The following is a 25,608-nucleotide window of genomic DNA, read 5'->3' on the forward strand; positions in this document are numbered from 1 at the left end:
GGCTCCAGGGGTGAACCGGTTTAGTAGAACCGCGCTGCTCCCGCCAGACACGGAAGCAGGGGAACGTCAGGCGTCCAGGACGTACCGTCGCCACAGATCGGCGAGGGCGCGGTGTCCGGCAGCGGTTGGGTGTACGCCGTCGCCGGCGAGCGTCGCCGCACCGGCCGATGCGGCCTGCTTGGTCAGCTCGACGTCGGTGGGGACCAGGATCGCGCCGTACTCGACGGCCAGCTTCCGGACCACCTCGAGCTTCGGGTCGAGGTCCTCGCGCCACTCCTCCTGCCCGTCCTTCACCGGCAGCAGGAACGGCTCCATCAGGACCACGGGGCACGACAGCGGGTCGAGCAGCGACCGGTACGACGCCTCGAAGTCCTCGGGGGTCGTCGGGTCGTTCTCGTCGTACCGCCGCCAGGTGTCGTTGATCCCGATCAGGATCGACACCAGCGACGGGTCGTGGGCCAGCACATCGGCGGACCACCGGGCAGCCAGGTCGGCCGCCCGATTGCCGCTGATACCGGCGTTGACGATCGCCGGCCGGCGCTCGCCGAGCTCGTCGGACAGCTCGCGGACGTAGCCGTCACCGAGTCCGGAAGGATCGGTACGGCGGCCGCAGTCGGTCACCGAGTCCCCGGCGAACACGACGGTCCGCCGGGGATCCAGAAGGATGCTCACAGAGTGGCCGCCGTGACGTCCCAGTCGTCGGGCAGGATCGGCGCGACCTCGACCGTGCTCGCCACGTCCACGAACGCGCCGGTGTCGATCGAGTCGGTGATGGAAGCCATCACGTCGACGATGTGGAACGCCAGCGCGCCGGTCGCCCGGTGCGGCCGGTCGGCCCGGATGGCGCGAGCCATCTCGAGGACGCCGGTCCCGCGCTGTGCGACCGCCTTCGTCTCGGCGATCGTCTCCCAGTCCTCCGCGCCGCGCCGGCGGATCTTGATCGCACCGTCGAACCCGTTCGGGTCCGGTACGGCGAGGGTCGCGTCCGAACCGGTGATCTCGACGAACCCGGCCCGCGGCAGCGGCGAGTCGAAGCTGAAGATGCTCTGCGACGACTGCCCCGACTCGAACTTCGCGATCGCGCTGACATGCGTCGGCACGGTGACGTCGAAGTCGGTCCCCGCCAGCGGACCGGAGCCGATCGTGCGCTTGTCCCGCGACTTCGAGCCGATCCCCGCGACGGCGGCGACCGGGCCGAAGAGCTGCACCAGCGTGGTCAGGTAGTACGGGCCGATGTCCCACAGCGGGCCCGCGCCGTCGGAGAACAAGAACGCCGGATTCGGGTGCCAGGACTCCGGGCCGGGGGACTGCATCAGGGTGAGCGCGGTCAGCGGCGTACCGATGTCACCGCGCTCGATGATCCGCCGGGACTCCTGCAGGCCCGGGCCCAGGATGGTGTCCGGGGCGCAGCCCAGCCGCAGGCCCGCGTCCTGGGCCGTCGCCAGCAGCTTCAGGCCGCTCTCCTGGTCCAGCGAGAACGGCTTCTCGCTCCAGACGTGCTTACCGGCGGCGACCGCAGCGAGGGCCACCTCGACGTGCGCGATCGGGATGGTCAGGTTGACCACGATCTCGACGTCGGCGTTGTTCAGCACCGCCTCGGGACCCCCGTGGGTCTCGATGCCGTACTGCTCGGCCTTCTCCTTGGCGGCCTCCGGCCGCAGGTCGCCGATCGCGACGACCTTCAGGTCCGGGAAGCTCTGCATGCTCTTGATGTAGGCGTCGGAGATCACCCCGGCGCCGATCACACCTACACCGACAGCGCTCATGCCGGTGCGCCCTCTCCGGTGAGGAAGACGTAGCTGCCCTCGACCGCGTCGAAGATCTCGCCGGTGAAGTCGTCCAGCTCGACCACGCGGAGCGCCTGCGGGGCCGCGGCCAGGATGTCCCGGACCGCGATGGTGCCGTCGCCGACCGCGACCTGGGCCTTGTTGTTCAGGGTCCCGTCGCCGTCCTTGACGTGGATCGCGGTGACCCGCTCGCCGAACTTCTTCAGCAGCGCCGGTACGTCGGCGCCGCCGACCGCGGCCCAGTACGTGTCGACCTCGAGGATCACCTCGTCGGACAGGTTGTCCGCGAGGATCTCCAGCGCGTGCGCGCCGCCGATCGTCGACTCGAGCTCGAACTGGTGGTTGTGGTAGCCGACCGTGATGCCGAGGTCGGCGGCAACCTTCGCGGCCTCGTTCAGGCCCTGGGCGATCGCCTTGACGTCGTCCGCGGCCTGCCAGCGGGCCGGGTCGGTGTGCGGGTCGATCACCGTGGTGATGCCGAGCCGCTGCGCCGCGGCGAGGATCGGGGCGCTGTCCTCGCGGAGCAGGCCGGCGTGCGTGGTCGGGGCCGAGAGTCCGTGCTTGGGCAGCGCGTCGGCCAGACGGTCCGCGAAGGCGGTCACACCGAAGGGTTCGACCTTGGTGTAGCCGATCTCCGCGATGCGGGCCAGGGTGCCGTCGAAGTCCTCTTCGAGCTTGCCCCGGACCGTGTACAGCTGGAGGGACAGGTGGTCCTTTGCGACCATGGTTTCTCCTTGTCGGCGGCACCGCACCCGCTGCCCTGGGGTTGGCGCCGACTGATAAGCCGAACCGGTTAAGTAACGACGCAAACCGTATCCCAATCGGCCCCGTCCACACCACCCTCCGCCCAACGACTGGGCGGTCACCTGACAGGCCGCTCAGCCCCGGTGGTCCCGGGGAGGTCACTTTCTGTGCGGAGATCCTGACATGGTGTGCGTGACGGAGGACACTGTGAGTGTCCGGATCGCTCGTCAGCGGTCCGGTCGCTGGGGAGGAGTCCCATCGTGTCGCACGTAACCATCAAAGAGATCGCACGGCGCTGCGGTGTCTCACAAGGCGCAGTGTCCTACGCCCTGAACAATCGGCCCGGGGTGTCCGAGGCCACCCGGGCGCGAGTGCTGAAAGTCGCCGCGGAAATGCAGTGGGCGCCGAACCGCGCCGCCCGGCAGTTGTCCGCGGCGCGCAGCGAGACGTTCGGGCTCGTCCTGGCCCGGACCGCGCAGACGCTGAGCGAGGAGCCGTACTTCATGGGCTTCGTCGGCGGGATCGAGGCGGTGCTGGCCGAGAAGTCGTACTCGCTGGCGCTCCAGGTCGTCGCGAATCTGGACGACGAGATCGCGACGTACCGGAAGTGGGCCGCGGAGCGCCGGGTCGACGGCGTGATCGTCGTCGACCTGCGGGTCGCCGATCCCCGCATCCCGGTGCTGCGCACGCTCGGTCTGCCGGCCGTCCTGGTCGGCGATCCCGCACTCGCCGACGGGATGCCGTGTGTCTGGACGGACGCCGCCGCGGCGATGACCGCGGCGCTCGACCACGTGGCGTCGCTCGGCCACCGGGTGATCGCGCGGGTGGCCGGTCCGCCGGAGTTCGGCGACGTCTGGATCCGCGACCAGGCGTACGACATGGCTGCCTGCCGGCTCGGGCTGACGGCCTCGACCCATCACACCGACTACACCGCCACGCAGGGTGCCGACGCGACCCGCGAGGTCCTCGCCGCCACCCCGCGCCCGACCGCGATCGTCTACGACAACGACCTGATGGCGGTGGCCGGACTGGCCGTCGTCCAGGCGCTCGACCTCCGCATCCCCGACGACATCACCCTGGTCGCCTGGGACGATTCGCCGCTGTGCCGGATCACCCACCCGACACTCACCGCCCTGAGCCACAACGTGGTCGGCTACGGAACCGAGGTGACCCACCGCCTGCTGGACCTCCTGGCCGGCGCCCAACCCCAATCCCACCTCTACTCGACGCCCCTCCTGCTCATCCGCGACAGCTCCGGCCCCCCACCTCGCGCGAACGGATAACCCCTCGCCTTGGGGGTTCTTCGTCGGTATGCCAACGAAGAACCCCCAACAGGCGGGGATAACCCCGCGTGTGTCGGAGCTGCTCAGCCGGCGGTGACGGTGACGGGTACGCCGTTGACCGCGGAGGTGCCGGCGACGGCGTCGACGAAGGCCGTGTCGGTGATGTCGTTCGCGCTCGGACCGGGGACCTGACTCGCGACCGAAAGCCGCGCGCCGGGATGGTTGTGGCCGAAGCCGTGCGGCAGGCTGACCACGCCGGGCATCATGTCGTTGCTAGAGGCAACTTCAACCGAGACGGCGCCGGCCGCCGAGGTGACGGTGACCAGCTGGCCGTCGGTCAGGTCGCGGTCGGCGAGGTCGCCCGGATGCATCAGCAGCTGGTGCCGCGGCTTGCCCTTCACCAGGCGCGCGGAGTTGTGCATCCAGGAGTTGTTGTTGCGCAGGTGCCGGCGGCCGATGAGCAGCAACTCGCCCGGAGCGACGGTCGTCAGCGCATCCAGCCGCGGCAGATCGTCGAGGATCATCGGCTGGGCGAGGTCGATCCGCTTCGACGTCCGGCGCAGCGCTCCGGGCAGCGCCGGCTGCAACGGCCCGAGATCGATCCCGCCCGGTGACCGGCGCAGCTTCCCGACCGACAAGCGGTACGGACCGATCCGCAGCCCGGCGTCGACGATCCGCCGCGGTGACAACCGCAGCCGTGCCGTCGTCTGTACGCGGCGCCGGCTCCACGGGGTACGGCGTACCAGCGCCAGCCCCAGGTCCCGGAAGATCTCCCAGTCGTGCCGCGCCGACACGGGCTTCGGCAGGACGGCGTCGTTCCACCGCGCGGTGTTCCGGACGGCGAGCTGGTGGAAGATCACGTCGTAGTGGTCCCGCTCCAGCGGCGGCGCCGGCGGCAGGATCACGTCGGCGTGCCGCGTGGTCTCGTTGATGTACGGATCCACCGCAACCATGAACTCGAGCGACCCCAATGCCTCGTCGAGCCGGCGGCCGTCGGGTGTCGACAGCACCGGGTTCCCCGCGACGGTCACCATCGCCCGGATCTGCCCCTCGCCCGGCGTCAGGATCTCTTCGGCCATCGTCGACACCGGCAACTCGCCGCCGAACTCCGGCAGGCCGCGGACGCGGCTCTTCCAGGCGCCGACGTGCCCGCGCCCGAGTCCGAGCAACGCGTTCACCGCCGGCCGCGGGAACATCGTCCCGCCGGGGCGGTCCAGGTTCCCGGTGATGATGTTCAGCACCTGGATCGCCCACTGGCAGACCGCCCCGAACTGCTGCGTCGACACCCCGACCCGCCCGTAGCAGGCCGCCCGCTCGGCCGTCGCGAACTCGAGCGCGATCCGTCGGATCGCGTCCGCCGGGATTCCGGTGATGTCCGCCGCCCGTTCCGGCGTCCACTTCTCCACCGCGGCCTCCACGGCCGCGAGACCGTCGACGTACGCCGCGACGCGCGCGTGACCGTCGGAGATCACCTGATGGATCAGTGCGAGCAGGAAGGCGGCGTCGGTCCCCGGCCGGACGAAGTGATGCTCGTCGGAAACCGCTGCCGTCTCGGTCCGGCGCGGATCGACGACGACGACCTTTCCGCCGCGTTTCCGCACTTCCTTGAGGCGTTTCCCGAAACCGGGTGCGGTCATCATGCTCCCGTTCGACGCCAGCGGGTTCGCGCCGAGCATCAACAGGTACGACGTCCGGTCGATGTCCGGCACCGCGATCATCAGCTGGTGCCCGTACAGCAGGTACGACGCGAGCATGTGCGGCAACTGGTCGATCGAGGTCGCGCTGAACCGGTTCCGGGTCCGCAACTGCCGGACCATCGTCGGCAGATGGGTGAGCGCGCCGAGGCTGTGCACGTTCGGGTTCCCGAGGTACACCCCGACCGCGTTCCGTCCGTGCTCACGCTGGATCCCGGTGAGCTTGCCGACGACGAGCTCGTACGCCGCCTCCCAGCCGATCTGCTGCCAGCCGTCGGCCGTCCGCCGGACCGGTGTGGTCAGCCGGTCGGGGTCCTCCTGGAGATCGCGGAGCGCGACCGCCTTCGGGCAGATGTGACCGCGGGACAGCGGGTCGGACTCGTCGCCGCGGATGTCGGTGACCCGGCCGTCCTCGACGGTGACGAGCACGCCGCAGATCGCTTCACAGAGGTTGCAGGACGTCCGCCGTACGGTCATCCACTCAAACTACCCCCGGGTAGCGACGGCCGCATCAGTCGAAGCGCGCCTCGTCGAGCCGGCCGAGGATCGCGTCCACGGTCTCGCCCACCGACAGGTCGGAGTTGTCGAGCCAGAGCCCGCGCCGTGGACTGAATGCGTGCAGTTCGTAGTCGAGCTCGTCGACCAGATGGTGCGCGCCGCCGAGCCGGGTCGAGATGACCTCCGGCCGGGGCGTCAGCACGACCAGGTACCGCGGCCGCGTCCGGATGCCGTCCAGGAACTCGCGCAGCAGCTCGCCGATCACCACGTCCTGCAGGACCACGGTGAAGCCGGCTTTCGCGTACTCGTCGGCGGCCTGACAGGCGAGCCGGTAGCGCAGCTGCAGCTGGCGTTGTGCGGCGAGCACGTCGTCGGCCATCGACGCCTGCCCGCTCACGATCATCCGCCGGAAAACGTCCCCCCGCAGATGCACGCCGTACTGGAACCTCTCGGCGAGCATCTGGGACACCGACGACTTCCCCGCCGCCATGATTCCACTGACGACGATCACCCCCTCGGACTCCATGCGGTGATCGTGCCACGTGCCGCGCGGTTTTAGACCGGTCTCGGCGATTCTTGTCCGAAAACCCAGGTTTGCAAGGGGTTACTGCCGAGCCACCAGCGTCTCGAGGTGGTGGCGCAGCAACTGCCGGACCCGGGCCGGGCTGGTGCGGTCGGGCTGGATGGCGGCGTGCAGAGCGAGGCCGTCGATCAGCGCGTGCAGCCGCTCGGCTTCCCGGCGTACGTCGAGATCGTCACGGAGCGCGCCGTCCTCGGCGAGCGCGTTCAGCAGCGACTCGCACAGCTGCCGCAGACCGTCGTGCACGGTGTCGACGTGCGCGCGCAGGCCGCCGGCTCCGGACTCGGCCTGGGCCTGCGCCATGAATGCCATCCAGACGTCGAACTCGGCGCGCCGCTCGGCGTCCAGCGGCAGCGCCTCCTCGAGGTAGCGCAGCGCGATCGTGGTCGCGGAGCCCTTCGGCTGGATCGCGGCGACCCGCTCGGTCACCCGGCGCGACACCAGATCCATCGCGAAGCTGAGCAACCCGTCCTGGTCGGGGAAGTAGTACCGCACCGCGCCCGCGGACCAGCCCGCCTCGGCGGCGATCGTGCGCACCGAGGCCGCCCGGATCCCGTCCCGGCGGACCACTCGCCACAGCGCTTCGGCGATCTCCTCGCGGCGGGCGGCGTGGTCGACGATCTTCGGCATGTGGTCCTTTTTAGCACAGCTGTGTTAGTCTCGTTTTACAACACGGTCGTACTTAAACTCGGGAGGGGAACACCGTGCTGCTTGCTGTCATCGCCGCGTGTGAGATCGGGTTCTGGGTCCTGCTCGCCGCAGGCCTGGCGGCCCGCTACCTGCTCCGGCTGCCGAAGATCGGTCTGGTGCTCCTGGCCGGCGTGCCGCTGGTCGACGTCGTGATGCTGGTCGCGAGTGTTGTGGACATCCAGCGGGGAGCGGAGCCGTCGTTCAAGCACTCGCTGGCAGCGATCTTCATCGGCGTCAGCGTCGGCTTCGGCCACCAGACCTTGAAGTGGGCGGACAAGTGGGCCGCGCACTACATGGCCGGCGCCCCGCGTCCGGTCAAGCCGCCGAAGAAGGGCCCGGAGCGTGCCCGCCGGGAGCGCGCCGGCTGGTTCCGGCACCTGCTCGCGTACGTCGTCGGCGTCGGCGTCATGATCGGCCTCGGCCTGCTCTCCGGGCGCGGGTACGACGCCGCACTCGGGCCGGCCTGGACCTGGACGATCGTGCTGGTGATCGACGCGATCGTGTCCTTCAGCTACTCCTTCGAGGGCGCCGAGGCGCCGGATCGGGAGAAGGAGTCCGTCTGAGGTCCCGGCGTACGCCTCGTGGTCGTCGTACATTGCGTTCATGACGACGACGGGGCGTATCTGGACCTGGCTGACCGTGACGGTGGTCCTGGCGGGCATCGTGATCCAGTTGCCGCTGTCGGCGCAGAACGAGGAGGGCTTCTTCTCCACCGCGCCCGAACGCCTGTTCAACGTGTTCGCGTACTTCACGATCCAGTCGAACCTGCTGCTCGGCGGCACGGTGCTCGTGCTCGCGCTGTGGCCGGACCGGACCCGGGGCGCGGTGTTCAAGACACTGCGGCTCAACGGTGTGCTGTGCATCGCGGTGACCGGCATCGTCTATCACGCGGTGCTGGCCGGGCTGGACGAGCTGAGCGGGTGGGCCTGGGTGTCGAACTTCCTGCTGCACACTGCCGCCCCGATTGCCGGCGTCCTCGGCTGGCTGTTGTTCGGGCCGCGCGGTCAGACCGACTGGCGGATCGTCGGGTGGTCGATCGTGTACCCCCTGCTGTGGCTCGCGTTCACGCTGATCCGCGGCGAGTTCGTGCACTTCTATCCGTACCCGTTCGTGAACGTCGACGAGCACGGGTACGGGCGGGTGCTACTGAACTGTCTGCTGGTGGCGGTACTGTTCCTGGCTCTGGCGGCGGGGGCGACCACCCTCGACCGCCGGTTGCGCCGGAAGACAACCGTCGAAAGGTAGACCCGTGCTGGTGACCTCGCGCTCGTACGCCGAGTACGAAGCGATGTTCGACCTGGTGGAACTCCCCGAGTCCGTGCTCGACTGCTGTGCGGGCGGTGCCGGCTTCACGGCCGAGGCTGCCGCCCGTGGTGTGGACGCGATCGCCGCCGATCCGGCGTACGAGCTGGACCATGCCGAGCTCGTCGACAGCGTCCGGCGCAGCCTGCCGGCGACGTCGGGCATCGTCGACGAGCATGCGGGGAGCTTCGTCTGGCACTGGTACGGGTCGCCGGAGCGGAAGGACCAGTACCGGATCGAGGCGGCCGACCGGTTCCTGCAGGACGTCGAGGCGGCGCCGGAGCGGTACGTCGCCGCGGGCCTGCCGGACCTGCCGTTCGGGGATCGCCGGTTCGAGATGGTGCTGTGCTCACATCTGTTGTTCACCTGGTCCGGCAAGTACGACCGGGACTGGCACGAGGCCGCGTTGCGGGAGCTGATCCGGGTCAGCAACTCCGAGGTGCGGATCTTCCCGCTGGTGCAACAGGGTGCCGGGGCAACGATCCCGTGGCTGCCGGAACTGCTGGAGTCCCTCGACGGCGTCACCTACGAGATCCGCAAGGTGCCCTACGAGTTCCAGGTCGGCGCCGACCAGATGCTGGTCATCACGCGCAGCTGACCTCTGGTGCTTCCCACCCATCGCGCTCACGGATGAGTGCGCCACTGACCCGTCACGATGGGCGGGAAGCGGTCCAGTGGGCCGGACGAGCGTGTGAGGACGGTCTACCGTCGCCCGCCCGGCCGGGTCCGGCTCAGCGCAGGTACTTACCGCAGACCGGCCACGGGGAAGCGCCGCGCTGCGCGTAGAGCTTCTTCGCGCGCATCAGCTGCTCGCCCGCGGAGGCCTTCGCCGGGCTGCCGGAGCCGCCGACGCTACGCCAGGTCCGCAGGTCGAACTGGAACAGCCCGTAGTAACCGGCCGGATTCACAGCGCGCGGGTTGCCGCTGGACTCACAGTTCGCGACCTTCGCCCAGGCGCCGCTCAGGTTGGCCTTGCCGCTGCTCTTCGGGCGGTCCTCGGACCGGCTGGTCTTCGCCTTGCGCTCCGGCTTCGAGCTCTTCTTCGTCTCGGCCTTCTCGGCCTTCTTCTGGGTGGTCCGCGGCGCCGGGTCGGCGGCGGCCTTCTGCACCCCGTCGAGCGTGAGGGTCTGCCCGATCAGGATGAGGTTCGGGTCCTTCAGGTTGTTGATCCGGGCCAGCTCGTGCCAGTCGGCGCCGTTGGCCTGGGCGATCTCGGAGAGGGTGTCGCCGGACTTGACCTTGTAGTCGGTCGCGAACGCCGAAGCGGCGCCGGCGGCGGTGATACCGGCTCCCAGACCGGCGATGGAGATGGTTCGGGCCACCCGGCGAGTGCTTCGCCGGGCGCGCGCATGTCGGGCCTTGGACATCTGGAAAGCGCTCCTCGTGAGCTTGGGCATGGTGGAACGCACCGTGCAGGGGAGGCACCCGGGCGCGTCGCCGACCAGGTCACGGGACAGCGTCCGAATGGTCACGCCACGGTAACGACGCGACCTGAGTCATCCTGTGTGAGGATCGCCCGAAACGCAAGACCAATCCGTGATCTGCCCCGAAGTTTTTCCGGAGCCTGAACTTCCGAAAGCCCAACAACAGAACGGTTTCCGGGCCGCGACACGCCGAGCTGCACGCCTGGGAACCGATCAGTTTTCAGCGCTTGAACCAGCGTTCCGGGACGAGTCGAACGGTCAGTTCGCGGATGGTCTCCCGGTCCTCGTCCGGCCACGACTCCCAGACCTCCCGGGCCCACTTGAGCAGTGCCGCTTCGACCTCGTCGACGCCGCCCGCGGTGAGCACGTCGTACGCCGTCAGCTCGCCGACGCGGGCCGGCGGGACGAGGCGTGGCCAGGCGGCGTATGAGTTCGCCATGATCCCGTGCGCGGTGCGGACGTCGATGTTGCCCGAGCCGCGTTCGAAGAACATGTAGAGACCGTTGAGCGCGAACACCGGCCCGATCCGCGGCGCGGCCGGGGCGACGTGCTGCGCGCCGTACGCGTCGATCCGCAGCTGGTGCAGGTATCCGAGCCGGGTCGCGTGCTGCACCTCGAAGCCGAGCAGCTCCCCGGCGACCTCCGCGCACGCGCCGGACGCGTTGTACTTCGGCGTACCGGGCCACTGCGAAACCGGCAGTACGGTGCCACAGCCGGGGCAGGTCGTGGATTCGTGCGTGCCATTCGGTGCGTTCACTCGTTGATCGAAACACGGGCAACCGCCGTCCGGCAGCTGGATTTCACCGCTGGGGGTGGTGAGGCGACAGACGGTGATGGGGGCAGAAGCGGTGATCCGAGTGGCTCTCGGCCATCGTGGCACGTTGGTGCGTGGTGCACTGGCCGCGGTGCTGGCAAGGGAGAACGACCTGGACGTGGTGGCCGAGCTGGACCGCTCGGAGGACGTCCTCCAGGTGGCGGGGCGACGTCCGGAGGTGTTCCTGCTCGACCCGCAGCTGCCCGGCCGGATCCGGATCGAGGAGCTCTGCCGCAAGCTCGCGGGGCGCGGCGTGCTGGTGCTGATCGACCATGAGGCGATCGCCGCGACCAGCCTGGCGCTGGTGAAGCAGGCGCCGCGGATCGGCCTGATCGCGACCGACGCGACGACCGGCCAACTGGTGCAGGCCGTGCGCGACGTCGCGAAGGGGCTGCCGGTGGTCGACGTCCGGCTGGCGGTGGCCGCGCTGAAGGCGGGCGACAACCCGCTCACCGACCGGGAGTGCGAGGTGCTGCGCCAGGTCACCACCGGCGCGACCGCGCAGGAGGTTGCCCGGACCCTCAGCCTGAGCGCGGGCACCGTGCGGAACTACTTGTCCAGGATCCTCGCCAAGACCGGCTCCCGGAGCCGGATCGAGGCGATCCGGAAGGCTCAGGACGCGGGCTGGATCTGAGGGCCGGGCGTCCAGTTGCCGTGCAGGTCGCGGTACATCCGGGACGTGCGCATCAACGTGGCGTGTGTCCCGAGGGTGGCCTTGTTGCCGTCGAGCACGAGGATCCGCCTGGCCCGCAGTGCCGAGCTGATCCGGTGCGCGATGACGACCAGCGTCCCCTCGCGCTTGGCGAAGGCTTCCTCGGCCTGGCGCTCGGCCTCCGCGTCGAGGAAGCAGGTCGCCTCGTCGAGCACGACGAGCGGCGCGGGCGACAGGTAGGCGCGGACCAGCGCGAGCAGCTGCTTCTCGCCGGCGGAGAGCTCGCCCGGACGGACCGTGGCGTGCAGGCCGCCGAGACGCTCGACGAGCTGCTCGGCGCCGACGGTCTTCGCGGCGACCTCCAACTGATGATCTGTTGCGCCGGGCAACAAATAGGCGAGGTTGTCGCGCACGGTGCCGCTGAAGACGTACGCCTCCTGCGGGATCAGGACCCGGGTCTGCGCGAGGCGCTCGACGCTGACATCGGCCGGCGGAACACCGCCGAGCTGCACGTGGCCGTCGGTCGGAGTCAGCATGCCGCAGACCAGCCCGGCCAGCGTCGACTTGCCGATACCGCTAGGGCCGACGACGGCGAGATGCTCGCCTTCGGGGATCGTCAGTTCGAGCTTGTCGAGCACGGGCTCGGCCTTGGGGCCGTACGCAAACGTCAGCCCGCGCAGCCGGACCTGGTAGCCGTTGAGTACGTCGACGGTGCGCGGCGCGTCGGTCGGGGTCGACGTGTCGAGGATCCGGCCCAGCGTGATGACGTAGCGCAGACCGCTGTCGCCGAGAGCGTTCGTCACCGTGTTCAGCGCCGGTTGCAGGCCGATCAGGACATAGGTCAGCCCGCCGAGCAACGTACCCGTGCTGACGCCGCGGCCCACCAACCACGGTCCGGTCGCGAGCAGGATCAGCAGCGGCAGCCAGCCGCCCACGGCGAAGCACAGCGTCCGTAGCGCGGAGACCTTCGCCAGTGCGCGTTCCGCTGCCGCGTGCGCCTCGATCGGCACGCCGGCCAGCCATTCGGCGTACTCCTCGGTCCCGGAGGCGCTGATGTCGCGGACGCCGCCGAACACCATCCCGGCCGAGGCCGCGAGGTCCTCGTCCGCGGTCAGTGACGCACGCACGCGGTCAGCTGCCATCCCGAGCACCGCGAGCGACAACGCGAACCCCAGCAGGAACGGCGGTACGACGAAGGCGGCGACGAGCGGAGCGAGCGACAGCAACCCGGTCAGGACGCCGAACAGCGTGACCGCGAAACTGCGCAGCACGAGGACCAGACCCGCGAACGTGTCCCGGACGATCTCGACCTGCCGGTTCAGGCGGGCGACGGCGCCGTCGTCCGCGGTCCGGAGCGCGCCACCGACGACCCGCTGGACCAGATCGTCGCGCAACGGCTCGACCAGCTCCCCGAGCCGTCCGTACACCTGACGCGCACCGGCCGCGCCCAGACCGGCGGTCGCGACCAGCCCGCCCAGCCAGGCGATTCCCTGCCACGCGTGACCACGCAGAAAGCTGTCCGTCGCCCGCGCCACCGCGATCCCGTATACCGCCGTCGGCAGAATCTCCGGAACCGACCACCCGATCAACCTGACCGTGGCCCGCTTCCGTAGCGCGGCAGCGCCGTACGACAGCTCTTGTTTCACCCGAACACGGCCCTGTACGACGTGTTGTGCCAGAGGTCGGCGTGTGGGGCGATGGCGCGGACCTGGCCGTGGTCGAGCCAGATGACCAGGTCGGCGCGGGCCGCGGTGGCTGGCCGGTGTGTGACGATCAGGCGGGTACGGCGGTGCCGGTCCTCGGTGAGGGTGCGGCTGATCTGGCGTTCGGTGGCGGTGTCCAGGCTCGACGTGGCGTCGTCGAGGACCAGGAGCCGGCGGGCCGGCCAGGCCCGGGCCAGGCCGAGGCGCTGGCGTTCGCCGCCGGACATCGGTGCCTTGCGCAACGAAGTGAGGTACCCGTCGGGCAGCCGGCTGACGAAGTCGTGGGCATGTGTGGCGCGGGCGGCCGCGAGCGTGCGGACCGGGCTGACCGCGTGCGGGTCGATCGCCTCGCCGATCGTCCGGCCGACCAGCTGCGGGCGCTCGAACGCACACCCGACCGCGCTCCGCAGCGCATGCCGGCTGACGGCCTGCAACGGTACGCCGTCCAGCGAGACCTGGCCGGTCGACGGGTCCCGCAGCCGCGCCGCGACCGCCGCGAGCACGGACTTTCCGGCGCCGCTCGGGCCGACGACCGCGACCGTCAGGCCACCGGGGAGCTCGAGACTCACGTTGTCCAGCAGGACGTTCCCGTCGGCGACCACGCTGACACCGTCGAACGTCAGCTGTCCGTGGCCGGACGGCAGCGTCAACGTGCCGTGCGCGACGGGCTCGACCGCGATCACCTCGGCGGACCGCCGGACGCCGGCCCTGGCGCGGGCGAGCTCGCCGAGCACGCCGGTCAGGTTGCCGAGGCCGGCCCCGAGCACGGCGTACTGCGAGGCGGCGAACAGCTCTCCCGCGGTGACGTCGCCGCCGACGAGCTGGATGCCGCCGACGGCCAGGACCGCGACCAGGACGAGCGGGCCGACGACCGCGGCCTGCGCGCCGGAGCGGGCCAGGATCCGCCAGGTGACGACGCCGTTGCGGTGCAGCTCGGGCAACAGCCCGAGGATGCGGCGCTCCTCGCGCTCCGTCGTACCGGCGGCGGTGATCGTGCGGATGCCGGTGAGCGCCTCCGACAGCAGCGCGGCGATCCGGCCCTGGGTCTCCTGATAGGCCAGGCTGACGTCGGCGGTCCGCATGGCGAAGGTCCAGAGCACGAGGACCACGAGCAGGACGCCGCCGAAGAACGCGGCCGCCAGCCACGGGTCGATCACGGCCAGCAGGACGAGGCTGCCGAGCGGGGGAGCGACCGCCGCGATCGCGGTCACCGCGGCCGGGCCGGCCTGGGCGGCGTCGGTCGCGTTCGCCGAGACGCGGGTGACGAGGTCGCCGGTCTCGAAGTCGCGCGTGCCGCCGGGGCCGCCGCGGACGACGTGCCGGACCAGCCGGTGGCGGAGCCAGGCCGTGGTCTCGGCGACGCAGGCCGCGCCCGCGAACGCGTCGATGATGCTGGCCGCGATGCCGAGCCCGATGAGCGACGCCGCGACGACCAGCCAGCGCGTGTACCCGGCGCCGGCCACGATTGAGTCGACCGAACGCCCGAGGATCGCCGGAAGCGCGAGCGTGACGGCGCTGCCGATGAGCGCGTTGACTCCGATCAGCGGCAACCAGCCCCGCCCGCGCTTGGCCACCTCCTTGAAGGTGATCATCGGCGGAGGCCCGTCTGGTCCGCGACGAACGCGAGCATGTCGGCGGCGAGGCCGATGCCGCCGGTGGTGTGCCCGGCGTCCGGCTCGAACCTCAGCAGGACCGGTCGGCTGCCGGCCGTCGCGTGCTGCAGCGCCGCGCACAGTTTCCTTGCGTGCAAGGGATCCACGCGGGTGTCGTTCCCGAAGGCTGTCAGCAGGACGGCCGGGTACTTCACGCCGTCGGCGACGCGGTGGTACGGCGAGTAGGAGAGCAGGGTCGCGAAGTCGTCTGCGTCCTGCACCGTGCCGTACTCCGCGGTCCAGCGCTCGCCGAGCCCGGAGAGCTCGTAGCGGACCATGTCGGTCAGCGGGGCCGAGCAGACTGCGGCGGCGAACAGCTCTGGCCGTTGAGTGAGCGCGGCCGCCGTCAGCAGGCCGCCGTTGGACTCGCCGCAGATGGCGAGCTGGTCGGCGGTGGTCCAGCCGTCGGCGATCAGGTGCTCGGCGGCGGCGATGAAGTCGTCGAAGACGCTCTGCTTGTGGTGGCGCGTTCCGGCATGGTGTGAGCTGCCGTCGCCGCGAACGGTCGCCGTCACGAAGGTCCCGCCTGCCTCGACCCAGGCCAGCGCGAAGGCGGAGTACGCCGGCGTGAGCGACTGCCCGAATCCGCCGTACCCGTAGAGGATCGTCGGACGCGGCCCCGGCTCGCCGATCACCTGCAGCTCGACACCCGTTCTGGTCGTCAGCCGGCGCATCGTGGCTTCCCGCGCGGCGACGTCTCCGGTGGTGGTGCGGGTGCTCGCGTCGTAGCAGTAGACAGTCGGCGGCGTCACGCTGTCCGTGTAGCTGAACCAGGCCCGGTTGCCGCGGGCGGTCAACGCACCCACTGACCCGCTGCTGGGGAGGTCCAGGGTCGTTTGCAGCAGGCCGCTCTCCCGGTCGTGCACGGTGATCTCGTTGGTCGTGCTGACCAGGACCACGTCGTCGAGGATCGCTAGGCCGGTCAGCGGCTTGTCCGGGCGGAGGTAGTCGTGCCAGAGCGTCGGCTCGGTCGGGTCGCCGACGCAGATCCGCCCGGTGGGCGAGTCCTGCGCGGTGACGACGTACAGACGGCCGTCCGGACCCACTGACATGATCGTCGTCGCGTCCTGCGGCAGATGCCGCGGCGGTGCGTCGGTGGTCAGGTCGGCGAGCCACACGTCGGCCGCGGTACAGATCGTCAGCCAGCGGCCGTCGGCGCTGATCTCCAGGCCGTACGACGCCTTGTCGGCAAGGACCGTGACGTCGTTGGGGTCGCCCAGGCGGTGACGGCGCACCTGCCGGAAGCGCACATAGTAAAAGGTGTTTCCGTCGGGGAGCCACGTGACGGGCGAGTAACGGCAGCCGTCGATCGGCCCGTCGACCACCTGGCCGCTCGCGATGTCGAGGACGCTCAGCGACGAGCGCTCGTCACCGCCGCGGGACAGCTGGTACGCGAGCTTCGTGCCGTCCGCCGAGGGCTGCCAGGCGTCGAGCGTGGTCAGGCCGGTCGGGTCGAGCTGCTTCGGATCGATCAGCGGCGTCTCGTCGACGTACAGGACGGCGTGCTGCTGCCCGGCCGCGCGGCGCAGCGTGAAGCAGCGGTCTCCGCGCCAGACGGGCGTGGACACGCTACTGACGTCCGACAACCGCCGGACATGGTTCTTCCAGCCGAACCGGCTGGTCAGCGACGCGGCGTACGTCAGCCAGAGCTCGTCCTGGTCCCGCAGCCATCGCACGGTCTGCGCGGCCACGGAGTCCTCAAGCCAGCGGTACGGATCCGCGACGTCACTACCGTGCACCTGCTCCACGAGCGTCAGACGCTCGGCGCATGGATAAGACCGCACGGGTCGATCACCTCACTCTCCCCTTGTCCCACCAACACAACGAGCAGGCAGGCCCGGGGCTACAGGTCGGCCCTGGGTGGGGTCACCACCCAGGGCCCGAGCGGTCCCGCGAACAGGTGGCGCCTGCTGCGCGCCGCCCCGCGGGCACTGGGCGGCGTTGTCGTCGGTCGACAGGACTCCGTCCTGCCTCCCTCCTCCGCCTTGCCCAGCACTCCGCGGGACGTCGCTCGCGACGGCACCACCTGTCCGCGCGACCGCTTACTACCTGGCAATACAGGTGCCGTATCAGTGGCAGAGCAGCAGGCTCAGGTTGCTCGGGGTCTGCGAAGCGCAGCCCAGCACGGTCAGCGTGGAGCCGCCGTGGTGGTGGCCGCCGTGGCCGTAACCCGGGGTCTCCAGACCCTGAAGGTCGAGAAGTGCCATGTTTTTACACCTCCTTCGGTGCGGTTCGTCGGGATGGGAACTCGGACCACTGGGGAGGTCCGAGGAACGGGAGGGACACCGGCGCGTCGTGCAGCGCCGTGCCCAGGGCCAGCAGGACGCCGGCCGATCCGGTCGCCAGGTCCATCGAGAGACGGAGCAACTGGTTGCCCGGGAACGCGAGACCGCCCTCGAACGGCATCGCGTGCCAGCCGAGACCGTGCACCAGGTCGTCGACCTGGTCTTGGAGCGCGGCAGCAGCGAGGAGAATCCCGGCGCGGCCCATGAACAGCCCTGGCTGGACGTAGTAGTCGCAGTGCGTGACCCGCTTGAGCTCCTGCAGTTGCGCGCTCAGCTCGTCGGACGGACGGTGGCGCAGGTAGCGCTCGAGCACCAGCGCGATGCCGACGGATCCCTCTTCCAGGTAGGGGAGGGTTCGCCAGCCCTGGTTGACCTGGCGCATCCCGTCCTCGGTGAGCACGGTGCGCTTCAGGTCCTGCCGGATCGCGATCTCCGCGAGATCGAGCAGACCGGTGTCGCCGAGCTGCTCGAAGGCGTTCAGGAACAGCAGCGCCGGGCCGGACGATCCGTACATCAGGCCGGCACGTGCGTGCTGCCCGCCGCTGATCTCCGATACATCTGTCTCCAGCCGGTCGGCGACCAGGTCGAGGACCCGGACCGCCTTCGCCCGGAGCGCCGGCTCGGTGTCGAAGTGCAGCAGGTTCAGGCCGATGCCGGCGAGGCCGGAGTGCAGCCCGAGCTCGCGGGAGCTCCAGTCGTCGACGAGAGTGCGGTCGACCAGGTCAAGTGCTTCCTGCCGGTAGCCCAGCTCGTCGAGGACATGGGCGACGCCGTGCAGACCGTCGTACAGCCCGGGGCCCGTCGCGGTGCTGACGGCTTGCTTGCGCAGCCAGTCGTCGTACTCCGGGAAACGGCCGGCTCCGGTCTTGGCCAGCGCATACAGGACACCGGCGGCGCCGGTCGCGAGGTCGATACCACCGCCGTCGCGGAACTGCGCGATGTCGCCGGGGAACAGCCGGTCGGTGCGCTCCGGTGTCGCGCTCGCGACGATCGCCTTGGTGAGCGCCTCACGTACGTCGGTCCAGCCGGCCCGGCCAGGGAGTGCGATGTTGTCCAGCTCGTTGGTCGCGTCGGCGCCGACGATCGTACGCACCGCGTCATCGAGGGTGTCGCGCGCCACGGGGAACGTCTCGGCGATCATGTCCGCGAGCTGGACCGCCTTACCAGGATGGAGATTCAGCAGGATCGTTGCCTGCGGCGCGTAGACGCCGAGCGCGATACAGGCCAGGGCATACCGGTCGACGTCGACGCCTTTCCGGTCCTGCGGAGCGGCGTACCCGGGATGGGCCAGCGTCGAGCGGGCCTGGTCCTCGGCCCTGGTCGCGACCTCGAAGTCGATCAGCGTGAGCTTGCCGTTCACATCGAGAAGCAGGTTGTCCGGGTGCAGGTCGCAGAACACGACACCGCGCTCGTGCAGCTGCCCGACGGCCTCGCCGACCTTGGCGATCATCGCGGTCGCCCACTCGGCGTACCTGGCCTTGTCGGCCTCGGTTGCGTCCGGGTGCGTCAGCGGATACCGCCGGACCAGCTCGCGTTGCAGTGACACCGAGTCGATGTGCTCCTGCACGAGGAAGTGGTGGTCGCCGAGCTGGAGGTAGTCGTGCGTCCTCGGTACGGCGTCCAGGCCGGCGAGCTGCTCGAGGATGTCGCGCTCGTGGGCGATCCGCGCGACCGCGTCCCGCCCGGACATGTCGAGCCCGGCGTACGGACGGCCCTCCTTGAGGACGACGCGGTCGCCGGTCTCATTGTGGTGGCCGAGGTACACACCGCCGCCGTTGGAGAACTGGATGACGCCGTCGATCGTGTATACGAGGTCGTTGGTGGTGACCGCGTTGCGTGCGTCGAGATGCGGCTGCAGGAAGTCCGGCAGATGGACCCACGGCGGCGTGACGAAGGTCGGGCCGCGATGGTCCGGGACCAGGGTGCCGTTGGCGTCCTCGATCGCGAGCACGCGCTCGCCGGCCGGCGAGAGGCAGTGCCTGCTGACGAAGGCGCCGTACCGCACGAACAGCGGGCTGTCGGCGTAGCGCAGATCGCTCAGGATATAAGGGCCTTCGACGCCCTGGAGGACCTCGTTCAGCTCCTTCAGCACCAGCTCGAGCTGGGCCTCGTCGGTTGGGTAGATCGTCACCAGCTTGCCGCTCGACCCGCGGGGAGCGGCCTTGGAGTTGACCATCACCAGGACGGCCTCGTTGCGCAGGTACTTGAACGCGATGCCGCGCGGGACGCAGTACTCCCACACGGCGTCGAGCGTCCGCTCGACGTCCTGGAGCCGCGCCGAGACGTGAACCTTCCAGCCCTGCAGGGGGAGCTGGAGATTCTCCGGCGCGTAGTGCATCCACTGCTCGCCCGGCACGTGCCGCCACCCGCCTGGCACCGGCCGCTGGGTGATCGCGAAATCCGGATGCTGGGCACCACGGTTGGCCGGCGTCTCGTAGAACCGCCGATCCGCAAGGCAGTAGAACTCGTAGCTCTCGTGCATGACTGTCCGACCCCCCTTTCCGTTGGTGCCCGCCACATCTTGGGCGCCCGGAGCAGGATCGGCGTAGTGCACGATGTCATCACTCTCGTGTGAAGAACCCACACACTACGGGTGAGTACGTAAACACTCTTCGTTACAGTACTGCGCGCCGCAAGCGTGAATCGTCCCGCAACACCATGTCAATCCACGACAACCCCGTCACGGCCCGTAACCTCAGGCCTGATGTGTCGTGCTCACACCGGGTAGGTGTGGACCTCGGTGGCTTTGAGGGTGGTGTGGAGGGGTTGGCCGGGGGTGAGGTGGAGGTCGGCGACCGCGGCTGTGGTGATGTCGGCGAGGAGGTCGGCGGGGCCGGCGGGGGCCGCGTTCAGGCGGACGCGCACGGTGTGGGCGTGCTGCTCGATGCCGGTGACGACGGCGGGCCAGGTGTTACGGGGGCTGCCGGACGGGTGCTCGGGGTACAAGCTGACGGCTGCGGGTGGGAAGGCCACGTGCACCGGACCGGTGGCCGGTTCGGCGAGGGTGATCATGCCGCCCTCGGTGAGGGTGACTGTGGTGCCGGATGCGTCGCCGCGGTAGAGGTTGAGGCCGACCAGTTGAGCTACGTAGTCGGTGCGCGGGCGATGGGCGACCTCGGTGGGCTTGCCTTCCTGGACGACCTGGCCGTTCTCGATGATGATCAGGCGGTCGGCCAGGACCATGGCGTCCAGCGGGTCGTGCGTCACGAGCAACGTGCGCCCTTCGAAGCGCCTCAGGTGCTGACCCAGTTCGGCGCGGACGTGCAGAGTCGTGCTCGCGTCCAGGGCGGCGAGCGGTTCGTCGAGCAAGAGGAGTTCGGGGTCCGTGGCCAGTGCTCGCGCCAGGGCGACCCGCTGGGCTTGGCCGCCGGACAGCGCGCGGGGACGAGTACGGGCGTACTGCGACAAGCCGACGGTCTCGAGCCAACGCGCAGCCTCCACCCGGGCGGTCTGTTTCTCGACACCGCGGGCGCGCAGACCGAAGGCCACGTTCTCCAAGCAGCTCAGGTGGTTGAAGAGCAGGTAGTCCTGGAACACGACGCCGATCGGCCGGCGGTCCGGCGTACGAAAGACGCCCGGCGGCTCGTCCCACACTGTGGAGTCCAGGGCGATACGGCCGCTGTCCAGCGCGAGCAGTCCGGCGATCGCACGCAGCGCTGTGGTCTTGCCGGCGCCGTTGGGCCCGAGCAGGGCGACGACCTCGCCCGGCTCGACCGTCAGGTCCAGCGCGAGACCGAAGGAGCCGCGGCTCACCCGTAGGTCGGCGTACAGGGTCACCGCAGTCCACCGATCCAGCGCTCGCGAAGAGAAGCCAGTACGACGACAGAAACGAGCAGGAGCACCAGACTCAGTACGACGGCCACGTCGGGGTCTGTCTCCAGCGCCAGGTACACGGCCAGCGGCATTGTGGTCGTACGGCCGGGGAAGTTGCCCGCGAACGTGATGGTGGCGCCGAACTCGCCCAGTGCGCGCGCCCAGCACAGAACCGTGCCGGCAACGATCCCTGGCGCGATCGAAGGAAGCGTGACACGCCGGAAGGTGGTCCACCGTCCAGCACCGAGTGTTGCGGCTGCCTCCTCGTATCGCGGATCGGCGGCACGCAGTGCACCTTCGACGGAGATCACCAGGAACGGCATGGCCACGAACGCCTCGGCGACGACCACACCGGCGGTCGTGAACGGCAACGAGATACCGAACCAGGCATCGAGGTGCTGACCGATCAGACCGCGCCGCCCCAGGACCAGCAGCAGCGCAACACCGCCGACTACTGGCGGCAGCACCAGTGGAACCGTCACAAACGCCCGGATCACGCTCCGGCCGGGCAGTCCGCCACGAGCGAGCAGCCATGCGAGCGGGACGCCCAGCAGCAAACACACAACAGTCGCTGCAGTCGCGCAGACCATCGACAACCTCAGCGCCTGCCACACCTCAGCGCTGAACAGCTGCCCCGGCAGCGTCGACCAAGGGGCTTTGGCGAGCAGCCCGATCAACGGAACGACCAGGAACGCCAACCCGAGCAGTGCAGGCAGCAAGAGCACGAGAGGGACGCGCCCGCTCGTACTCCTGCTCCGACGACTCATGGCGCGTCGAAGCCCGCCGCGGTCAGCACGGCCTTGCCCTTGTCGGACAGCACATACTCCACGAAGGCCTTGGCCCCGTCCGGGTTCGGAGCCTCGGACAGCGCGGCGATGGGGTACTCGTTGACGGCCTTCGCCGACTCCGGGAACTCGATGCCCTCGACCTTGTCCTTGGCGGACAGTACGTCGGTCTTGTACACGAGCGCCGCGTCGACCTCACCGAGACCGACCTTGGTGAGCGCCGCCTTCACGTCCTGCTCGAGGCTGTCGGGCTGTGCGGTGATTCCGACGGCCTTGAACACCTTCTCGGCAGCCGCTCCGCACGGCACCTGCGCGGCGCAGATCGCGATCTTCTTGTCCTTGTCCGCGAAGTCCTTGATCCCGGTGATCCCGCCCGGGTTGCCCTTCGGCACGGCGATCTCCAGCGTGTTCTTCACGAAGGTCGTCGGCGTGCCCTTGTCCTTCACGTCGTCCATGTTCTTCGGTGCCGCCGAGGCGAACACGTCCGCGGGCGCGCCCTCGTTGATCTGCTTGGCGAGCGCCGAGCTGCCGGCGAAGTTGAAGTGCACCTTGACGCCGGGGTGCGCGGCCTCGAAGTCCTTGCCGAGCTGGGTGAACGTGCCGGTCAGGGAGGCGGCGGCGAACACCTCGACGGTCCCGGACACCGTCGGCGTCGCCGAACTGCCCGACGATGACGACGCGGCCGGGGTGTCGTCGCCGCACCCTGCCAGGGCGAGCGCGGCGACCGCGGCGAGGACGGCGAACGCGGCGAGGACGGCGAACGCGGTACGGCGGACCATCAGGCCTCCGGGATCTCGACGACGACGTGGGTGGACTTGATCGAGGCGACGGCCACCACGCCGGGCTCCAGGCCGAGCTCGTCCGCGGCCTCACGACTCATCAGCGAGACGACGCGGAAGGGCCCGGCCTGCATCTCGACCTGGGCCATCACGCCGTCCTTGAGGACCCGGGTGACGATGCCCCGCATCCGGTTCCGCGCCGAGGCCGCGGCCGTGTGACCCGGCTCCGGGGAGTCGGCCAGCTCCTGGGCGAAGGCGGCGAGCGCCTGCCCGTCGACGGCCATCCGCCCGCTCGCCTGTTTCGACGCCAACCGGCCCTGCTCGATCCAGCGCCGCACCGTGTCGTCGCTGACGCCCAAGAGCGCGGCCGCCTCACTGATCCGCAAATTCGGCACGAGAGAAAGCGTACCGCCGTAGATGCGGATTCATGCCAGCTTTTCCACAGTCGGAGAACGGTGGCGGAAAGTAGCGGCGATTCCTCGTAAGTTAGAGGACATGAGCACATCGGCGATGCGGGACTACTTGGACGGACCGCACAAGGCGGCGCGGGACGTCGTGCGAGCCGGCCTGGCCGCGCACGCCGACCTGGGTGAGCTGGCGGTGCGGCTGCCGCGCGACGAGTACCGGGACCGGATCCTGGACCTGTTGCTGGAGTCGGCCGCGGACGGGCTGCCCGGGCGCGGCTACCCGAAGGAGTACGGCGGAGAGGCGGACCTGGGCGGGTTCATCGCGGCCTTCGAGATGCTGGCCTTCGGTGACCTGTCGCTGATGGTCAAGGCCGGTGTGCAGTTCGGCCTGTTCGCCGGCGCGATCCTGCACCTCGGGACGAAGAGGCATCACGAGCGCTATCTCGCGGACGCGATCAGCGGGCGGCTGCTCGGCTGCTTCGCGATGACCGAGACCGGTCACGGGTCGAACGTGCAGGCCCTCGGGACGACGGCGACGTACGACGAGGCGACGGAGGAGTTCGTCGTGCACACGCCGACCGCGGCGGCGCGCAAGGACTACATCGGCAACGCGGCGCGCCATGGGCGGATGGCGGCCGTGTTCGCGCAGTTGGTCGTCGGCGGGCAGCGTCATGGGGTGCACTGCCTGCTGGTGCCGATCCGGGGCGTGGACGGTTCGGCGCTGCCGGGCGTGACGTTGTCGGACTGCGGTCCCAAGCTCGGGCTGAACGGCGTCGACAACGGGCGGATCGTCTTCGACCAGGTCCGCGTCCCGCGGGACGCCCTGCTCGACCGCTACGCCCAGGTCGATGCCGACGGCAACTACACCAGTGCGATCGAGAATCCGGACCGCCGGTTCTTCACGATGCTCGGCACGTTGGTGCAGGGCCGGGTCTCGGTCGGCGGCGCCGCGATCAACGCGAGTAAGGTCGCCCTGACCATCGCGATCAGGTATGCCGCGCAGCGGCGCCAGTTCGGCGCACCGGGAAGCGACGAGGAGGCGCTCCTGCTCGACTACCGGATGCATCAGCGCAGACTGCTGCCGCTGCTCGCGCGGACGTATGCGCTGCACTTCGCGCAGGCCGACCTGGTGGAGGAGTTCGTCCGGGTGTTCAGCGACGACCGGGACGAGCACGACCGGCGCGCGCTGGAGGCGCAGGCGGCCGGGACGAAGGCGCTCGGGACGTGGCATGCGACCGAGGCGATCCAGATGTGCCGGGAGGCCTGCGGCGGCGCGGGTTATCTGGCCGAGAACCGGTTGGCGACGCTGAAGGCGGACACCGATGTGTTCACCACCTTCGAGGGCGACAACACGGTCCTGCTGCAGCTGGTCGCGAAGGGCCTGCTGACGGACTACCGCGAGTCCTTCGGCAAGCTGGACCCGTTGGGCACGGCGCGGTTCGTCGCCGCGCAGGCCGTGGAGATCGCAGTCGAGAAGGCGGCGCTGCGACCGTTGATCGAGCGGCTGCGCGACGCCGTACCGAATCGCAGCGACACCGCCGACCCCGACGCGGGGCTGCGCGATGACGCGTACCACTCGGGCCTGCTGCGGTTCCGGGAGGAGCACATGCTGTCCGGGGTGGCGCGGCGGTTGAAGGCGGGGATCGATGCCGGGGACGAGCCGTTCGACGTCTTCAACCGGTGCCAGGACCATGTGATCGCGGCCGGTCGCGCCCATGTGGACCGGGTCGTGCTCGAAGCGTTCCAGTCCGCGGTGCGGAATGCGCCGGACGAGATCCGGCCGCGCCTGCAGGAGCTGTACGACCTGCACGCGCTGGCCACGATCGAGGCGGAGCGCGCGTGGTATCTCGAGCACGGGCGGCTGTCGCCCGGCCGGTCGAAGGCGATCACCGCGCTGGTCAACGAGCTGTGCGCGGCGGTCCGGCCGGCGGCGGTGGAGCTCGTCGACGCGTTCGGAGTACCGGGCTCGGCAGTGGAGGTGCCCATGGTTGTACCGTCACAGCATGAGTGAGCCGATCGAACCCGCCTCGGCCGCCGAGGCCGCCCGTGAACTCGCCCGGGTGCTCCTGGAGCAGGCTGACGCTCTGGATCTGCACGACCTGCGGGCCACCGGCGCGATCGAGAACGTCCGGGTCCAGGCCCGGGCGCTCGCGGACGCCGTCCACGAACGAGGCTGGGGCGACATCTTCCTCGGGATCGACTCCTACGACCCCGACGAGCTGGACGACCTGCCGCTGGGACCGGACGACTTCGACGACCCCGCGGACTACCGGGAGATTGTCGAGGGCAGCCCGCTGGACGACCTCGAGGAGCTCGATGAGCCGATGGTCCCGGAGAACGGGGTCCGGCTCAGCTACCAGGCGCGCTACGACTACGTGGTGACGGACCCGGACGCCTTCGTGCAGTACGTGCGCAGCCGCGCGGACGAGGCGCAGAACGACGAGGTCATCGACGACATCGAGGACGCGCAGTCGGCCTTCGAGCTGCTCTGCTACCTCGACGGGCTGGGCTCGAAGGAGTACGAGTCGTTCGGGCTGGTCCCGGGCGGCGGCGAGGAGTCGCACAAGGTCGTCCAGTTCTCCCTGTGGGACCTGGACCCGACGCGCCGCGACGACACCTACCCGTACTAGAAGGTCTGCACGCACCAGAAAGCTGCCCGCTGTACCGGTCCCCAGCAGCACCGGTACAGCAAGGCAGCCTCCAGAAAGAAACGCCG

24 protein-coding genes are annotated in these 25,608 nt (G+C 69.9%); 7 read left to right on the forward strand and 17 right to left on the reverse strand.

Annotated features, from left to right (window positions below; all coding sequences use genetic code 11):
- Nucleotides 1–66: 66 nt before the first annotated feature.
- The 3 genes from AB0I12_RS20265 to AB0I12_RS20275 are packed head-to-tail and all read right to left on the reverse strand — an operon-like array spanning nt 67 to nt 2,512.
- Nucleotides 67–672 carry an SGNH/GDSL hydrolase family protein gene (locus AB0I12_RS20265; RefSeq protein ID WP_359931727.1) on the reverse strand — a complete coding sequence of 202 codons (606 nt, stop codon included), beginning with the start codon at nt 670–672 and terminating at the stop codon, nt 67–69.
- Nucleotides 669–1,766, reverse strand: coding sequence for a Gfo/Idh/MocA family oxidoreductase (locus AB0I12_RS20270; RefSeq protein ID WP_359931730.1), 1,098 nt, complete (start codon nt 1,764–1,766; stop codon nt 669–671). Before AB0I12_RS20270 ends, AB0I12_RS20265 begins: the two co-directional genes overlap by 4 nt.
- Nucleotides 1,763–2,512 carry a sugar phosphate isomerase/epimerase gene (locus tag AB0I12_RS20275; RefSeq protein WP_359931733.1) on the reverse strand — a complete coding sequence of 250 codons (750 nt, stop codon included), beginning with the start codon at nt 2,510–2,512 and terminating at the stop codon, nt 1,763–1,765. Before AB0I12_RS20275 ends, AB0I12_RS20270 begins: the two co-directional genes overlap by 4 nt.
- A 279-nt stretch (nt 2,513–2,791) precedes the next feature.
- Here AB0I12_RS20275 and AB0I12_RS20280 point away from each other — a divergent pair, with 279 nt between their 5' ends.
- Complete coding sequence (locus AB0I12_RS20280) at nt 2,792–3,814, forward strand: LacI family DNA-binding transcriptional regulator (RefSeq protein WP_359931736.1); 1,023 nt, start codon at nt 2,792–2,794, stop codon at nt 3,812–3,814.
- 83 nt (nt 3,815–3,897) lie between these two features.
- Here AB0I12_RS20280 and AB0I12_RS20285 read toward each other — a convergent pair whose 3' ends face one another.
- The 3 genes from AB0I12_RS20285 to AB0I12_RS20295 all read right to left on the reverse strand — a co-directional run bounded on the left by AB0I12_RS20285 (nt 3,898) and on the right by AB0I12_RS20295 (nt 7,216).
- Entirely contained in the window at nt 3,898–5,985 is a 2,088-nt protein-coding gene (locus tag AB0I12_RS20285; RefSeq protein WP_359931739.1) for a molybdopterin-dependent oxidoreductase, read from the reverse strand.
- Nucleotides 5,986–6,019: 34 nt separating this feature from the next.
- Nucleotides 6,020–6,532, reverse strand: a complete 513-nt coding sequence (locus AB0I12_RS20290; protein ID WP_359931742.1) for an AAA family ATPase — start codon at nt 6,530–6,532, stop codon at nt 6,020–6,022.
- Between the two features lie 78 nt (nt 6,533–6,610).
- On the reverse strand, nt 6,611–7,216 hold the full coding sequence (locus AB0I12_RS20295) for a TetR family transcriptional regulator C-terminal domain-containing protein (RefSeq protein WP_359931744.1): 606 nt from the start codon (nt 7,214–7,216) through the stop codon (nt 6,611–6,613).
- A 74-nt stretch (nt 7,217–7,290) separates the two neighbouring features.
- Between AB0I12_RS20295 and AB0I12_RS20300 the strand changes: the two genes are divergently transcribed.
- From AB0I12_RS20300 to AB0I12_RS20310, 3 genes are read left to right on the forward strand one after another with little or no spacing between them, the layout of a single operon-like run.
- Nucleotides 7,291–7,839 (forward strand): 2TM domain-containing protein, encoded by a 549-nt coding sequence (locus AB0I12_RS20300; RefSeq protein WP_359931747.1) that lies wholly within the window; start codon nt 7,291–7,293, stop codon nt 7,837–7,839.
- Between the two features lie 40 nt (nt 7,840–7,879).
- Nucleotides 7,880–8,521 carry a Pr6Pr family membrane protein gene (locus AB0I12_RS20305; protein WP_359931750.1) on the forward strand — a complete coding sequence of 214 codons (642 nt, stop codon included), beginning with the start codon at nt 7,880–7,882 and terminating at the stop codon, nt 8,519–8,521.
- Between the two features lie 4 nt (nt 8,522–8,525).
- Nucleotides 8,526–9,176 carry a class I SAM-dependent methyltransferase gene (locus AB0I12_RS20310; protein WP_359931753.1) on the forward strand — a complete coding sequence of 217 codons (651 nt, stop codon included), beginning with the start codon at nt 8,526–8,528 and terminating at the stop codon, nt 9,174–9,176.
- A 133-nt stretch (nt 9,177–9,309) separates the two neighbouring features.
- Here the strand turns inward: AB0I12_RS20310 and AB0I12_RS20315 are convergent, their stop codons facing one another.
- Nucleotides 9,310–9,900, reverse strand: coding sequence for a transglycosylase family protein (locus AB0I12_RS20315; protein ID WP_359931756.1), 591 nt, complete (start codon nt 9,898–9,900; stop codon nt 9,310–9,312).
- Nucleotides 9,901–10,222: 322 nt separating this feature from the next.
- Nucleotides 10,223–10,759: a DUF5946 family protein gene (locus tag AB0I12_RS20320; protein ID WP_359931759.1), complete on the reverse strand. Its 537-nt coding sequence runs from the start codon at nt 10,757–10,759 to the stop codon at nt 10,223–10,225.
- Nucleotides 10,760–10,850: 91 nt separating this feature from the next.
- Between AB0I12_RS20320 and AB0I12_RS20325 the strand changes: the two genes are divergently transcribed.
- Nucleotides 10,851–11,450 carry a response regulator transcription factor gene (locus tag AB0I12_RS20325; protein WP_359931762.1) on the forward strand — a complete coding sequence of 200 codons (600 nt, stop codon included), beginning with the start codon at nt 10,851–10,853 and terminating at the stop codon, nt 11,448–11,450.
- Here AB0I12_RS20325 and AB0I12_RS20330 read toward each other — a convergent pair.
- The 9 genes from AB0I12_RS20330 to AB0I12_RS20370 form a co-directional block, all read right to left on the reverse strand.
- Nucleotides 11,429–13,114, reverse strand: coding sequence for an ABC transporter ATP-binding protein (locus tag AB0I12_RS20330; protein WP_359931765.1), 1,686 nt, complete (start codon nt 13,112–13,114; stop codon nt 11,429–11,431). The two genes, AB0I12_RS20325 and AB0I12_RS20330, sit on opposite strands and share 22 nt — an antisense overlap.
- A complete protein-coding gene (locus AB0I12_RS20335) occupies nt 13,111–14,763 on the reverse strand; it encodes an ABC transporter ATP-binding protein (protein ID WP_359931768.1) in 1,653 nt (550 codons plus the stop codon). The genes AB0I12_RS20330 and AB0I12_RS20335 overlap by 4 nt, the downstream gene beginning before the upstream one ends.
- Nucleotides 14,760–16,607 (reverse strand): prolyl oligopeptidase family serine peptidase, encoded by a 1,848-nt coding sequence (locus AB0I12_RS20340; protein ID WP_359931770.1) that lies wholly within the window; start codon nt 16,605–16,607, stop codon nt 14,760–14,762. The genes AB0I12_RS20335 and AB0I12_RS20340 overlap by 4 nt, the downstream gene beginning before the upstream one ends.
- 285 nt (nt 16,608–16,892) lie before the next feature.
- Nucleotides 16,893–17,030, reverse strand: coding sequence for a SapB/AmfS family lanthipeptide (locus AB0I12_RS20345; RefSeq protein ID WP_130387812.1), 138 nt, complete (start codon nt 17,028–17,030; stop codon nt 16,893–16,895).
- Between the two features lie 4 nt (nt 17,031–17,034).
- A complete protein-coding gene (gene lanKC, locus AB0I12_RS20350) occupies nt 17,035–19,590 on the reverse strand; it encodes a class III lanthionine synthetase LanKC (RefSeq protein ID WP_359931775.1) in 2,556 nt (851 codons plus the stop codon).
- Nucleotides 19,591–19,823: 233 nt separating this feature from the next.
- Nucleotides 19,824–20,885 carry an ABC transporter ATP-binding protein gene (locus AB0I12_RS20355; protein ID WP_359931778.1) on the reverse strand — a complete coding sequence of 354 codons (1,062 nt, stop codon included), beginning with the start codon at nt 20,883–20,885 and terminating at the stop codon, nt 19,824–19,826.
- Nucleotides 20,882–21,688, reverse strand: coding sequence for a molybdate ABC transporter permease subunit (modB, locus tag AB0I12_RS20360; protein ID WP_359931780.1), 807 nt, complete (start codon nt 21,686–21,688; stop codon nt 20,882–20,884). Before modB ends, AB0I12_RS20355 begins: the two co-directional genes overlap by 4 nt.
- Nucleotides 21,685–22,485, reverse strand: coding sequence for a molybdate ABC transporter substrate-binding protein (gene modA, locus AB0I12_RS20365; RefSeq protein WP_359931783.1), 801 nt, complete (start codon nt 22,483–22,485; stop codon nt 21,685–21,687). Before modA ends, modB begins: the two co-directional genes overlap by 4 nt.
- Nucleotides 22,485–22,880: a TOBE domain-containing protein gene (locus AB0I12_RS20370; protein WP_359931786.1), complete on the reverse strand. Its 396-nt coding sequence runs from the start codon at nt 22,878–22,880 to the stop codon at nt 22,485–22,487. Before AB0I12_RS20370 ends, modA begins: the two co-directional genes overlap by 1 nt.
- Nucleotides 22,881–22,980: 100 nt before the next feature.
- Between AB0I12_RS20370 and AB0I12_RS20375 the strand changes: the two genes are divergently transcribed.
- Nucleotides 22,981–24,903, forward strand: coding sequence for an acyl-CoA dehydrogenase (locus AB0I12_RS20375; RefSeq protein ID WP_359931789.1), 1,923 nt, complete (start codon nt 22,981–22,983; stop codon nt 24,901–24,903).
- Complete coding sequence (locus tag AB0I12_RS20380; protein WP_359931792.1) at nt 24,896–25,522, forward strand: hypothetical protein; 627 nt, start codon at nt 24,896–24,898, stop codon at nt 25,520–25,522. The genes AB0I12_RS20375 and AB0I12_RS20380 overlap by 8 nt, the downstream gene beginning before the upstream one ends.
- Nucleotides 25,523–25,608 lie beyond the last annotated feature (86 nt).

The organism is Kribbella sp. NPDC050459 (assembly GCF_040655315.1).
Taxonomy (GTDB): domain Bacteria; phylum Actinomycetota; class Actinomycetes; order Propionibacteriales; family Kribbellaceae; genus Kribbella.